This window comes from Streptomyces sp. GLSS-08, assembly GCF_056387915.1.
This window is the reverse complement of sequence record NZ_JBWJAQ010000011.1, coordinates 42438-54381: the sequence shown is the minus strand read 5'-3', so window position 1 is coordinate 54381 and position 11944 is coordinate 42438. Positions and strand designations below refer to the sequence as shown.

14 protein-coding genes are annotated in these 11944 nt (G+C 74.2%); 12 read left to right on the top strand and 2 right to left on the bottom strand.

Annotated elements, in window-relative coordinates:
- Positions 1-132: 132 nt before the first annotated feature.
- The 3 genes from AC0ZLC_RS20585 to AC0ZLC_RS20575 all read left to right on the top strand — a co-directional run bounded on the left by AC0ZLC_RS20585 (position 133) and on the right by AC0ZLC_RS20575 (position 2203).
- Positions 133-1377 carry an alpha/beta fold hydrolase gene (locus AC0ZLC_RS20585; protein ID WP_476753439.1) on the top strand — a complete coding sequence of 415 codons (1245 nt, stop codon included), beginning with the start codon at positions 133-135 and terminating at the stop codon, positions 1375-1377.
- Positions 1343-1876, top strand: a complete 534-nt coding sequence (gene tsaE, locus AC0ZLC_RS20580) for a tRNA (adenosine(37)-N6)-threonylcarbamoyltransferase complex ATPase subunit type 1 TsaE (protein WP_476753438.1) — start codon at positions 1343-1345, stop codon at positions 1874-1876. The genes AC0ZLC_RS20585 and tsaE overlap by 35 nt, the downstream gene beginning before the upstream one ends.
- A 159-nt stretch (positions 1877-2035) precedes the next feature.
- Positions 2036-2203, top strand: a complete 168-nt coding sequence (locus AC0ZLC_RS20575; protein ID WP_476753437.1) for a hypothetical protein — start codon at positions 2036-2038, stop codon at positions 2201-2203.
- Between the two features lie 89 nt (positions 2204-2292).
- Here the strand turns inward: AC0ZLC_RS20575 and AC0ZLC_RS20570 are convergent, their stop codons facing one another.
- Positions 2293-2847 (bottom strand): hypothetical protein, encoded by a 555-nt coding sequence (locus AC0ZLC_RS20570; RefSeq protein WP_476753436.1) that lies wholly within the window; start codon positions 2845-2847, stop codon positions 2293-2295.
- Between the two features lie 122 nt (positions 2848-2969).
- On the opposite strand from AC0ZLC_RS20570, the gene tsaB reads away from it, so the two are divergent.
- The 7 genes from tsaB to AC0ZLC_RS20535 all read left to right on the top strand — a co-directional run bounded on the left by tsaB (position 2970) and on the right by AC0ZLC_RS20535 (position 8790).
- On the top strand, positions 2970-3623 hold the full coding sequence (gene tsaB / locus AC0ZLC_RS20565) for a tRNA (adenosine(37)-N6)-threonylcarbamoyltransferase complex dimerization subunit type 1 TsaB (RefSeq protein WP_476753435.1): 654 nt from the start codon (positions 2970-2972) through the stop codon (positions 3621-3623).
- A 17-nt stretch (positions 3624-3640) separates the two neighbouring features.
- Positions 3641-4147: a ribosomal protein S18-alanine N-acetyltransferase gene (rimI, locus tag AC0ZLC_RS20560; RefSeq protein WP_476753599.1), complete on the top strand. Its 507-nt coding sequence runs from the start codon at positions 3641-3643 to the stop codon at positions 4145-4147.
- Positions 4140-5252: a tRNA (adenosine(37)-N6)-threonylcarbamoyltransferase complex transferase subunit TsaD gene (tsaD, locus tag AC0ZLC_RS20555; RefSeq protein WP_476753434.1), complete on the top strand. Its 1113-nt coding sequence runs from the start codon at positions 4140-4142 to the stop codon at positions 5250-5252. Before rimI ends, tsaD begins: the two co-directional genes overlap by 8 nt.
- The gene (locus AC0ZLC_RS20550; RefSeq protein WP_476753433.1) at positions 5249-5500 is read left to right on the top strand and encodes a hypothetical protein; all 252 of its coding nucleotides are present in this window, start codon (positions 5249-5251) and stop codon (positions 5498-5500) included. Before tsaD ends, AC0ZLC_RS20550 begins: the two co-directional genes overlap by 4 nt.
- Positions 5501-5660: 160 nt before the next feature.
- Positions 5661-6758: a LacI family DNA-binding transcriptional regulator gene (locus AC0ZLC_RS20545; RefSeq protein WP_476753432.1), complete on the top strand. Its 1098-nt coding sequence runs from the start codon at positions 5661-5663 to the stop codon at positions 6756-6758.
- 169 nt (positions 6759-6927) lie between these two features.
- Positions 6928-7284: a YciI family protein gene (locus tag AC0ZLC_RS20540; RefSeq protein WP_476753431.1), complete on the top strand. Its 357-nt coding sequence runs from the start codon at positions 6928-6930 to the stop codon at positions 7282-7284.
- Between the two features lie 195 nt (positions 7285-7479).
- Entirely contained in the window at positions 7480-8790 is a 1311-nt protein-coding gene (locus tag AC0ZLC_RS20535) for an RNA polymerase sigma factor (RefSeq protein WP_476753598.1), read from the top strand.
- On the opposite strand, the gene AC0ZLC_RS20530 is transcribed toward AC0ZLC_RS20535, so the two are convergent.
- Entirely contained in the window at positions 8741-9919 is a 1179-nt protein-coding gene (locus AC0ZLC_RS20530; protein ID WP_476753430.1) for a class I SAM-dependent methyltransferase, read from the bottom strand. The genes AC0ZLC_RS20535 and AC0ZLC_RS20530 overlap by 50 nt on opposite strands.
- A 90-nt stretch (positions 9920-10009) precedes the next feature.
- Here AC0ZLC_RS20530 and AC0ZLC_RS20525 point away from each other — a divergent pair, with 90 nt between their 5' ends.
- Positions 10010-10978 carry a polysaccharide deacetylase family protein gene (locus AC0ZLC_RS20525; protein ID WP_476753429.1) on the top strand — a complete coding sequence of 323 codons (969 nt, stop codon included), beginning with the start codon at positions 10010-10012 and terminating at the stop codon, positions 10976-10978.
- Between the two features lie 22 nt (positions 10979-11000).
- Positions 11001-11864 carry a polysaccharide deacetylase family protein gene (locus tag AC0ZLC_RS20520; RefSeq protein WP_476753428.1) on the top strand — a complete coding sequence of 288 codons (864 nt, stop codon included), beginning with the start codon at positions 11001-11003 and terminating at the stop codon, positions 11862-11864.
- Positions 11865-11944 lie beyond the last annotated feature (80 nt).

Sequence of the window (11944 nt, the reverse complement as noted above, 5' to 3'; positions counted from 1 at the left end):
CAACGGGACATGACCCGTCCGACGGCCCGCGCGCCCCGGGTACCGTCGTCGACGGCAGCACCCACCCCTCCGGACCCGGCCCAGGACCCGGCCCCGGACGACAGCCGGCAACCCGGCGAAGAGGAGCGGTACGTGAGCGAGAGCAGCGCGGAGGCCGTCACGGACGCCGCCGTGTCGGTCGCCGCCTCCGCCGGTACCGCCGGGAGCTGGCGCCGGGCCGGGTTCGCCGGTGCCGCGATAGGCGTGATCGCCGCGGGCGCCGCCGCCGGTGTCGCGATCGAGCGGCTCACGGTCGGCCGCGGCATGCGCAGGAAGGCCCGGCTCGCGCTCGACTCGACGGGACCCTACGGCGCGCTGCGCGGCACCCCGGGCAAGGCGTACGCGGACGACGGCACCGAGCTGTACTTCGAGGTGGACGAGGTCGACACGGACGCCGCGCTCTCCCCGCGCCGCCGCCGGCTCTTCGGACGCAAGGCCCCCGCCCCCGTCACCGTCGTCTTCAGCCACGGCTACTGCCTCAACCAGGACTCCTGGCACTTCCAGCGGGCCGCGCTGCGCGGAGTGGTGCGCACGGTGCACTGGGACCAGCGCAGCCACGGACGGTCCGGGCGGGGCGTCGCCCAGGTGGAGAACCAGCAGCCGGTCACCATCGACCGGCTCGGCCAGGACCTGAAGGCCGTCATCGACGCCGCCGCGCCCGAGGGCCCGATCGTGCTGGTGGGCCACTCCATGGGCGGCATGACCGTGATGGCCCTCGCCGACCGGTACCCCGACCTGATCGAGGAACGGGTCGTCGCCGTCGCCCTCGTCGGCACCTCGTCCGGGCGGCTCGGCGAGGTCAACTTCGGGCTGCCCGTCGCGGGCGTCAACGCCGTGCGGCGGATCCTGCCCGGCGTGCTGAAGGCACTGGGACAGCAGGCGGAGCTGGTGGAGAAGGGGCGGCGGGCCACGGCCGACCTGTTCGCGGGGATCATCCAGCGGTACTCGTTCGCCTCCCGCGAGGTCGACCCGGCGGTCGAGCGGTTCGCCGAGCGGATGATCGAGGGCACCCCGATCGACGTGGTCGCCGAGTTCTACCCGGCGTTCACCGAGCACGACAAGGCCGAGGCACTCGCGCACTTCACCGGGCTGCCCGTGCTCGTGCTGGCAGGCGTCGGCGACCTGGTGACCCCGAGCGAGCACAGCGAGGCCATCGCGGACCTGCTGCCGGACGCCGAGCTGGTGCTCGTGCCGGACGCCGGGCACCTGGTGATGCTGGAGCACCCGGAGGTGGTCATAGACCGCCTCGCGGACCTGCTCGTGCGCGCGGGCGCCGTACCGGCAGGGGCTACCGTGGGTGGCTATGGAAGCACCAGCAGCACCGCACGACCCGGCTGAGCCCGCCGCGGGGGGCGTCAGCGTCCGGATCACCGTCACCTCCCCCGAACAGATGCAGGAGCTGGGCCGCCGTCTGGCCGAGCTGCTGCGCGCCGGCGACCTCGTCATGCTGAACGGGGAGCTCGGTGCGGGCAAGACCACGCTGACCCGGGGGCTCGGCGAGGGCCTCGGCGTCCGGGGCGCGGTCACCTCCCCGACCTTCGTCATCGCGCGCGTCCACCCGTCCCTCTGCGGGGGTCCGCCGCTGGTGCACGTGGACGCGTACCGGCTCGGCGGCGGACTGGACGAGATGGAGGACCTCGACCTCGACGTCTCGCTGTCCGACTCGGTCGTCGTCGTGGAGTGGGGCGAGGGCAAGGTCGAGGAGCTGACCGACGACCGGCTGCACGTGGTGATCCACCGCGCGGTCGGGGACACCGCGGACGAGGTACGGCACGTCACACTGACGGGTCTCGGCGGACGCTGGGCGCGGGCCGGCCTGGGCGTGCTCACGGCCTGACGGGCGGCGGTGCGGGCGCCGCGGGCAGGGAATCCACGCACGTTCCGACAACGCGTCGGCAACGTGTTGCACATCGCGTCCCGGCCGTGGTCACATGGACACCAGCTCGTGGTTAGGTCTACCTAACCACGCTTGCCCCCGCGGCCCCAGGAGGCGTCCATGCCGGCTACAGAACGAGACGAGCCGCTGCCGCGCGTGGTGGCCGCCGTGTCCATGCGGGACCTCCTTGCCTCGTGCGCGGCCGCCGACGCGGTCTCCACCCCGCCCCGCGCGCCCGCGCCGCCGCACACCGAGCCCGCGGACGTACGGCACGACGAGGCGGCCTGAGCTCCCGGCAGAGTCCGGTCCCTGAGCCGGAACCCCGTCCGGCCCGCCGAAAGCGGTCGCCCGGTGCCCTGTCCGGCCCGGGGACGCGGCTACTTGATGACGACGACCTTCTGGCCGATCGTCGCGAACGCCCACATCGCGTCGCCGTCCTCGCGGGACTCGCGGATGCCGCCCGTCCTCGCGGCCGACTCCGGCCGCGCGGTGGAACCGCTGACCGCCGCGCTGAACCCGATCGCGACGCCCTGGTTGGTGGCGAAGCGCACGACGTGCTCGATCGGCGTGCCGTCGGAGCCCGTCACGGCGTTCGACCGGGACGTGACCGTGTAGGCGCCGGGGAGCGGGTCGACCGCGCTGGGGGTGACCTTGAACGTGTGCTGCACCTTGCCGCCCGCGCCGACCAGCCAGACGCGGTCGTCGTCGACCGAGTAGACGACCCGCTCGCCGGTGCCGGACCTGACCGGCAGCGCCGCCGGGTTCTTCTTGTCCCGCGGCGCCTTCGACGTGGTGGCCGTGGGCGACTTGGCCGCGTGCGGTTTCCCCAGCGTGTCCGGCACGTTGGCCGACGCCTGGTAGGCGAGGAATCCGACTGCGGCGACGGCCGCCACGGTGAGCCCGGCCACGAATCCCGAGCTGCTCCTAGCCACCTTGTGTGCCCACCTCTCGTACCACGTACCTGCCCTGTACGTCCTTTGTGGTGACGGTAGCAGCCGGGGCGCGGCAGACCGGGGCGGCCGTGCCCCGGTCCCGGGCGCCGTACGCTGTTTGCGTGCTCTTGCTCGCTCTGGATACCGCCACCCCCGCCGTCACCGTCGCCCTGCACGACGGCGCGTCCGTCGTCGCCTCGTCGAGTCAGGTGGACGCACGGCGGCACGGGGAACTGCTGCTGCCCGCCGTCGACCGGATGCTCGCCGAGGCGGGTACGCCGCTCGACGCCGTCACCGGCATCGTCGTCGGCGTCGGCCCCGGCCCCTACACGGGGCTGCGGGTGGGCCTGATGACCGCCGACACCCTCGGACTCGCGCTCGGGGTCCCCGTGCACGGCCTGTGCACCCTCGACGGGCTCGCGTACGCCTCCGGTCTCGACGAGCCCTTCGTCGTGGCCACGGACGCGCGCAGGAAAGAGGTCTACTGGGCGCGGTACGACGACGCCCGTACACGCGTGACCGGGCCCGCCGTCGACCGGCCCGCCGAGATCGCCGGGACGGTCGCCGGACTGCCCGCCGTGGGCGCCGGCGCGCTGCTGTACCCCGACACCTTCCCGGTGGCCCGTGAACCCGAGCACGTCGCGGCGGCGGCCCTCGCCGCACTGGCCGCGGAGAGGCTCGCCGCGGGCGAGGAGCTGTCCCCGCCCCGGCCGCTGTACCTGCGCCGCCCGGACGCCCAGGTGCCCCGGAACTACAAGGTGGTCACCCCCAAGTGACCGCTGAGCTGCGCGAGATGCGCTGGTGGGACATCGAACCCGTGCTGACCCTGGAGAGGGACCTCTTCCCCGAGGACGCCTGGTCGCGGGGGATGTTCTGGTCCGAGCTGGCCCACGCCCGCGGCCCCGAGGCCACCCGGCGCTTCGTCGTCGCGGTCGAGGGGGACCGGCTCGTCGGGTACGCGGGACTCGCCGCCGCCGGGGACGTCGGCGACGTACAGACCATCGCCGTCGGCCGCGACCACTGGGGCACCGGGCTCGGCGCGCGGCTGCTGACCGACCTGCTGCGGGCCGCGACCGCCTTCGAGTGCGCCGAGGTCATGCTCGAGTGCCGCGTCGACAACGTCCGGGCGCAGAAGCTGTACGAGCGCTTCGGCTTCGAGGCCATCGGCTTCCGGCGCGGCTACTACCAGCCGGGGAACGTCGACGCCCTCGTGATGCGGCTGACCATGGCCTCCGACGGCGGGCCCGCCGCGGACCCGGCCCCCGTACAAGGAACACAAGGAACCGAGACCAATGGCTGACTCGCGCGACGAACCCCTCGTCCTCGGCATCGAGACCTCCTGCGACGAGACCGGCGTCGGCATCGTCCGCGGCACGACGCTGCTCGCGGACGCGATCGCCTCCAGCGTCGACGAGCACGCCCGCTTCGGCGGGGTCGTGCCGGAGGTCGCCTCCCGTGCCCACCTCGAAGCGATGGTGCCGACCATCCGGCGGGCGCTGAAGGACGCGGGCGTGACCGCGAAGGACCTGGACGGCATCGCCGTGACCGCGGGGCCCGGCCTCGCCGGCGCGCTGCTCGTCGGGGTCTCCGCGGCGAAGGCGTACGCGTACGCGCTCGGCAAGCCGCTGTACGGCGTCAACCACCTCGCGTCCCACATCTGCGTGGACCAGCTGGAGCACGGCGCGCTGCCCGAGCCGACCATGGCGCTGCTGGTCTCCGGCGGCCACTCGTCGCTGCTGCTGTCCACGGACATCACCTCCGACGTGCGGCCGATGGGCGCGACCATCGACGACGCGGCGGGCGAGGCCTTCGACAAGATCGCGCGCGTGCTGAACCTCGGCTTCCCCGGCGGCCCCGTCATCGACCGGTACGCCAAGGAGGGCGACCCGGGTGCGATCGCGTTCCCGCGCGGCCTCACCGGCCCGCGCGACTCGGCGTACGACTTCTCCTTCTCCGGTCTCAAGACGGCCGTGGCCCGCTGGATCGAGGCGAGGCGGGCGGCGGGGGAGGAGGTGCCGGTGCGTGACGTGGCCGCGTCCTTCCAGGAGGCGGTCGTGGACGTGCTCACCCGCAAGGCCGTCCGCGCGTGCAAGGACGAGGGCGTCGACCACCTGATGATCGGCGGCGGGGTGGCCGCCAACTCGCGGCTGCGGGTGCTGGCGCAGGAGCGCTGCGAGGCCGCCGGGATCCGGCTGCGGGTGCCGCGGCCCAAGCTGTGCACGGACAACGGCGCGATGGTGGCGGCGCTCGGCGCGGAGATGGTGGCCCGCAACCGGGCCCCCTCCGACTGGGACCTGTCGGCGGACTCCTCGCTGCCCGTGACGGACCCGCACGTGCCCGGCACCTCCCACGCGCACGACCACGACCACATGCACGAGACCGGCAGGGAGAACCTGTACTCGTGACCGTGGCCCTGATGTGGGAGGCCCGCGCCGTCACCGGGCGCGGCGACGACCTGCTGGCCTGGGTGCGGGCGCAGGACCCGGTGGGGCGGCCCCTGCGCCGGGAGATCCTGCGCGCGCCGCAGGACCGGGTGCTGGTGATCACGTGGTGGGACGCGGCGTACGATGCCGAGCTTCCCGAACTCCCGGAGCCGGACGAGGAGTTGGTGACCCGGGCGGTGCACCGGTGGCGGTTCGAGTCGGTGACGTAGGGGCTCGGAGGGGCTGTGGCGGCGACGCCCCGAAGGCTCCCGGCAGGGCCTCCCGTGACGCCGCCGCGCCGAATGTTTCGGGTGGGTTGCCGAAAGTTACGGGAAGGTGGGGCGGTACAGGGGGTCCGTCGGCGGCAGGTGCGGGGATACGATCGCGGCCATGAATCCCGTGAAGAGCCCTGTGTCGCAGACCGCGACGCTCGCCGAGATCGCCCGCGAGGCCGGCGTGTCGGCTCCGACTGTTTCGAAGGTGCTCAACGGGCGGGCCGACGTCGCCCCGGGGACCCGCACCCGCGTCGAGGAACTGCTCCGCGCCTACGGCTACCGGCGCCGCCGGGCCGAGGCCGGCCGCTCGCCCCTCATCGACCTGGTCTTCCACGAGCTGGAGAGCGCGTGGGCCATGGAGGTCATCCGGGGCGTCGAGAACGTGGCACGGCAGGCGGGCCTCAGCGTGGTCCTCTCGGAGAGCGCGGGCCGGCTGACTCCCGGCCGCAGCTGGGCCGACCAGGTCGCCGCCCGCAGGCCGCACGGCGTGATCCTCGTCCTGTCCGGGCTCGACGAGTCCCAGCGGGCGCTGCTCACGAGCCGCTCCATCCCGTTCGTGGTGATGGACCCGGCGGGCGATCCTGGCGCCGACGTGCCGTCCATCGGTGCCACCAACTGGCAGGGCGGCCTCGCCGCGACCCGCCATCTCGTCGAGCTGGGGCACACACGGATCGGCGCGATCAGCGGGCCCTCACGGATGATGTGCAGCCGCGCCCGCGTCGACGGCTACCGCGCGGCGCTGGAGACGGCGGGGCTGCCCGTCGACCAGGCGCTGATCCGGGCCGGGGACTTCCACCACGAGACGGGGTACCGCGCGGGCCTGGAGCTGCTGCGTTCGCCGGAGCGTCCGACGGCCGTCTTCGCGGGCAACGACCTCCAGGCCCTCGGTCTCTACGAGGCGGCGCGCGAGCTCGGCCTGCGCGTTCCGGAGGATCTGAGCGTCGTCGGCTTCGACGACCTGCCGGTGGCGCGCTGGGTGGGCCCGCCGCTGACCACGGTGCGGCAGCCGCTGATGGAGATGGCGGAGGCGGCGGCGAAGCTGGTCCTGGAACTGGGCCGGGAGGAGGAGTCGTCGGCGGCGACGCGGGTCGAGCTGGCCACGAGCCTGGTGGTGCGCAGCAGCACGGCGCCGCCGCCCGGCGGGGTGGGCCCTGCGGCCACCGGGGGCCCCGCGGCCTTCGCGGTTCCCGACGGGGAGCCCGGTCCGGCCTGAAGGAATCCGGGGCCATGACCGCCCCCGCGAGCGCGCCGCGAAAAAAGTCCGAAGAAATCCCGGAGGACGTGTCGATCCGGACGTCTTCCGTTCGACGCAGGGGTGAGAGCGGGGAGAGACCCCGCCCGGGACGACCGGTACGGCCGGCCGTCGTACCGAAGGAGCCACCATGCCCCGCTACCTCACGATGGTCCGCATCGACGAGAACAACGCGCCCGCCGAGGGCCCGAGCCCCGAGCTGATGCAGCGGATGGGAGAGCTGCTGGAGGAGATGACCAAGGCCGGGGTCCTGCTGGACACCGCCGGGCTCACCCCGACCGCTCAGGGCACCCGCGTCCACTGGGAGAACGGGCAGATCTCCGTCACCGACGGCCCCTTCACCGAGTCCAAGGAGGTCATCGGCGGTTACGCGCTCATCCAGGCCAAGGACAAGGCCGAGGCGATCGAGTGGACCAAGCGCTTCCTGAAGGTCCACGAGACGTACTGGACGGTCACCTCCGAGGTGCGGGAGATCATGGAGGGCTGAGCCGGTGCCCGGCCCGTGCGGCGCGGATGTGCCAAGGTGTGAGCTGTGACCGAGCAGCCCCTCGCCGGCCCCTCCGCCCCCACGGCAGCCGGTGCCGCCGGCCCCTCCGCCCCCACGGCAGCCGGTGCCGCCGAGCCCCCTGCCGGCGCGGCAGCCGGCCCGGCCCGTGCGGCGGGCGCCGACGCCTCCGCCGCCGTGCGGGCGGTCGAGGCGGTCGAGGCGATCTTCCGGATCGAGTCCGCCCGCATCATCGCGGGTGTCGCCCGGATCGTGCGGGACGTCGGGATCGCCGAGGAACTCGCGCAGGACGCGCTGGTCGCCGCGCTGGAGCAGTGGCCGCGCGACGGCGTCCCGGACAACCCGGGCGCCTGGCTCATGACCACGGCCAGGCACCGCGCGGTCGACCTCGTACGCCGCCGGGAGCGGTACGCGCGCAAGCTCGCGGAGGTGGGCCGGGACCTCGAAGCCGCCCCGCACCACCTCGACACCCCCGCCGATCCCGACGACATCGACGACGACCTGCTGCGGCTCGTCTTCACCGCCTGCCACCCGGTCCTGTCCGCCGAGGCCCGCATCGCGCTCACGCTGCGGCTCGTCGGCGGCCTGACCACGCCCGAGATCGCGCGCGCCTTCCTCGTCCCGGAGGCGACCGTCGCGCAGCGCATCGTCCGCGCGAAACGGACGCTGGCCAGCAGGAACGTCGCCTTCGAGGTGCCCTGCGGTCCGGAGCGCGACGGCCGCCTCGGGTCGGTCCTAGAGGTCATCTACCTGATCTTCAACGAGGGGTACGCAGCGACCGCGGGCGACGACTGGCTGCGTCCCGGCCTGTGCGAGGACGCCCTGCGGCTGGCCCGCGTGCTGGCCGGGCTGATGCCCAAGGAGCCCGAGGTGCACGGGCTGGCCGCGCTGTTGGAGCTCCAGGCGTCCAGATCGGCCGCCCGCACCGGCCCGTCCGGGGAACCGGTGCTGCTCAGGGACCAGAACCGCGGCCGCTGGAACCGGATGCTGATCCGCCGCGGCTTCGCGGCTCTCGCCCGCGCCGACGCCGTCTCCGCCGGCGGCCCGGGACCGTACGTCCTCCAGGCCGCGATCGCCGCATGCCACGCCCAGGCGTACGCCTACGAGGACACCGACTGGGGGCGGATCGCCGCCCTGTACGGGGTTCTCGCCGCCCGTTCCCCGTCCCCCGTGGTCGAGTTGAACCGCGCGGTCGCCGTCTCCATGGCCGAAGGCCCCGGGCCCGCCCTCGCCCTGGTGGACGCGCTCGCGGACGAACCCGCCCTGCGCGCCTACCACTTGCTGCCGAGCGTGCGCGGGGACCTGCTCGCACGCCTCGGACGTACGGCCGAGGCCCGCGCGGAGTTCGAACGGGCCGCGTCCCTGGCCCGCAACGAACGGGAACGCGCACTGCTGCTGGCCCGCGCGGCGGACCGCGGCCGACGCCGGGGGACAGGACCTACGCCGGATGCCCGACCAGCATCGTCGGCGCCCCCGCCACCCGCGTGAGGAACACCGTCGCCGCGTTGCGCCCCTGCGGCTTCACCTTCCGGCGCAGCTCCTCGGGCTCGACGGCCGAGCCGCGCTTCTTGACGGTGAGGATGCCGACCTCCCGCGTCCGCAGCAGCGCCTTCAGCTTCTTCACGTTGAAGGGCAGCCGGTCGGTGATCTCGTACGCGGTGGCGTACGGGGTCGGGCGCAGCTGGTCGGAGGTGATGTACGCGATCGTCTCGTCGAGCAGGCCGCCGTCGAGCTCCTCGGCCACCTCGGCGACGAGGTGGGCGCGGATGGCGGCGCCGTCGGGTTCGTACAGGTACCGGCCCGGCGGGCGCACCGGCGGGTCGGGGAGCCCCCGCCCGCGCAGCCCGCGCGGACCGGGCAGCAGCGTGGCCCGCACGAGCCCCGGCTCGGTGCCGAACCACAGCACGGCCTCCTTCACGTCCCCGCCGTCCGAGATCCACTCCGCCTCCGCCTCGGCCGGGATCGCCTCGTGGGGGACGCCCGGCGCGATCTTCAGCGCGGCCCGCGGGGCCTTGAGGGCCGTCGCGGTCGCCCAGGACAGCGGCGGCGAGTAGGCCTCGGGATCGAAGATCCGGCCCCGGCCGCCGCGCCTGGCGGGGTCCACGAAGACGGCGTCGTAGTCCGCCGTGGCCACCTCGGTGACGTCCGCCTCACGCACCTCGATCAGCTCCGCCAGGCCCAGCGCCTCGGCGTTCGCGCGGGCCGCCGCCGCCGTCAGCGGGTCCCGGTCCACGGCGAGCACCCGGATCCCGGCGCGGGCCAGGGCGATCGCGTCGCCCCCGATGCCGCAGCAGAGGTCGGCGACGGAGCGCACCCCGAGCGCCCGGAACCGCTCCGCGCGGTACGCCGCGACGCTCGTCCGCGTGGACTGCTCGACGCCGTCGGGGGTGAAGAACATCCGCTCCGCGTCCATGGCCCCGAACTTGGCCGCCGCCCGCCGGCGCAGGTGTGCCTGGGCGAGCGCCGCCGTGACCAGGGGCGCCGGGTACGCGCGGCGCAGCCGGGTCGCGACGGCCAGCTCCCGGGTTGGCTCGGTGCCCCGCACCTCGTCGAGGAGGGCGCGGCCCTCGGGCGTGTGGAGGGAGGCGAAGGAGGCCAGCGGGTCCAGATCGGTCACCGGCCCATTGTGGGCCAGTCGGTGGACGGTGCGCGTCCGGCGGCGGTGTCGGCCCGGCCCGCGGACGGTGGCCTGCGAGGATCCGGCACCATGCGACCAGTACGACAATATGACGGAAATCGCCCGGAGCGGACGCTGTTTTGTGGTGCGGTGCCTCGTGGGACGGCGGGCGGAAGGACGGTGCGGCGGGTCCGGGGCGGCATCGTCGTGCTCGCCGCCGCCGCACTCGCCGCCGGCTGCGCCGACCCCGGCTCCGGTGCGCGGCCGGCCTCCGGGCAGCAGCCGCTGAACGCGCCGCCCGCCCGCGCCCTGGACGCGTACGCCTCGAAGCTGCGCGCCGCGCACGTCGCGCGAGTCGCCGCGGCCAGACGCTGGGGGCTGGCCAAGGTCCCGCTCGCCCCGCCGGCCCCGCCGGCGAGGAAGCCGGAGATCACGACCCGCGCGGGCTTCGAGGTGGACGGCCAGGACGAACTGCCGCCCGTCTTCACGACCGTCCCCACCAAGGACAAGGTCGTCTTCCTCACCATCGACGACGGCGCCGAGAAGGACCAGGCGTTCCTCAGGATGATGAGCGAACTGAGGATCCCGTACACCGCCTTCCTCAGCGACTACCTGGCCAAGGAGGACTACGGCTACTTCCGGAGGATGCGGGACTCGGGCGTCGCCCTGAACAACCACACCCTCCACCACCCGTATCTGCCGAACCTCTCGTACACGGAGCAGAAACGGGAGATCTGCGGGATGCAGACCGTGATGAAGAAGCAGTTCGGCAAGCGCCCCACGCTCTTCCGGCCGCCCTACGGCAACTACAACGAGGACACCCTGCGCGCCGCCGCTTCCTGCGGGATCAAGGCGGCCCCGCTGTGGAACGAGGAGGTCTTCGTCGACCACTGGGACTACCGCGAGTGGGACCGGTCCCTGCACCGCGGCGACATCGTCCTCACCCACTTCCGGGGCCGCGAGGACTGGAAGGGCACCATGCCCGACATGGTCCGCCGCTTCCTGAAGAAGGTCACGGACGAGGGGTACGCCGTGGCGCGGCTGGAGGACTACCTGTGAGCGGGCGGCCGGAGGACTACCTGTGAGCGGTGCGCCCCGCCGGCCTGCCGCGAGCGGTGGGCGCGCTCTGCTCGCCGGGCTGCTCGTCGCCGGGCTGTTCGCCGGAGCCACCGGCTGCGCCCAGTCCGTCGACCCCATCGAGCGGCTGGGAAGGAAGGCGGCGCAGCAGGTGCGCCCGCACGGCCGGCCGGGTCCGCCCGCCGGGACGAACCACCGCTGGGAACCGACCGCTCCGCGGCCGGGTCCGCCCGCCGGGACGTACCGCCGCTGGGGGCTGACCGCTCCGCTCGCCGCCGCCCCCCGGCCGCCCGGCCGGCGGCCCCCCGTACGCGCGGCGGGCCCGGGCCTGCCGCCGGTCCTCGACCGCGTCCCCACCCGCGACAAGGTGGTCTTCCTGACCTACGACGACAGCGCCGAACGCGATCCGCGCTTCGCCGCCATGGTCCGCGAACTGCGGCTGCCGGTCAGCCTGTTCCTCACCGACCGTGTCGTCGGGCCGGGGTACGGGCACGTCGCGCGCCTCCGCGCGGTCGGCGCGAGCGTGCAGAACCACACGCTCGACCACTCCTCCCTGCGCGGACTGCCGTACGTGGGCCAGCGCGCCGAGATCTGCGGCCAGCGGGACAAACTCAGGGAACGCTTCGGCGTCCTGCCCCGGCTGCTCCGTCCGCCGTACGGCACCTACGACGCCACCACCCTGCGCGCCGCCGCCGACTGCGGGGTCTCGGCCGTGGTGCTGGGCCGCGAGCCCGGCCGGGACCGCCTGCGCCCCGGCGACATCCTCCTCGGCACCGACGAACCCGACCTCACCGCGACGACCACGCGCCTGCTGCGGCGCATCCAGGCCCAGGGCCTCACGCCGGCCCGCCTGGAGGACTACCTGTAGCGGCGCACGGGGGTGCCCGGGGGGAGCGGAAAGCACGCGGCGCGCGCTCCTCGTTTGGCACTCCGCTTGACCGAGTGCTA

Coding starts and splice junctions, on each gene's coding strand:
- tsaE (WP_476753438.1), top strand. CDS start 1,343: ATGGAAGCACCAGCAGCACCGCACGACCCGGCTGAGCCCGCCGCGGGG.
- AC0ZLC_RS20575 (WP_476753437.1), top strand. CDS start 2,036: ATGCCGGCTACAGAACGAGACGAGCCGCTGCCGCGCGTGGTGGCCGCC.
- rimI (WP_476753599.1), top strand. CDS start 3,641: ATGCGCTGGTGGGACATCGAACCCGTGCTGACCCTGGAGAGGGACCTC.
- tsaD (WP_476753434.1), top strand. CDS start 4,140: ATGGCTGACTCGCGCGACGAACCCCTCGTCCTCGGCATCGAGACCTCC.
- AC0ZLC_RS20545 (WP_476753432.1), top strand. CDS start 5,661: ATGAATCCCGTGAAGAGCCCTGTGTCGCAGACCGCGACGCTCGCCGAG.
- AC0ZLC_RS20540 (WP_476753431.1), top strand. CDS start 6,928: ATGCCCCGCTACCTCACGATGGTCCGCATCGACGAGAACAACGCGCCC.
- AC0ZLC_RS20525 (WP_476753429.1), top strand. CDS start 10,010: ATGCGACCAGTACGACAATATGACGGAAATCGCCCGGAGCGGACGCTG.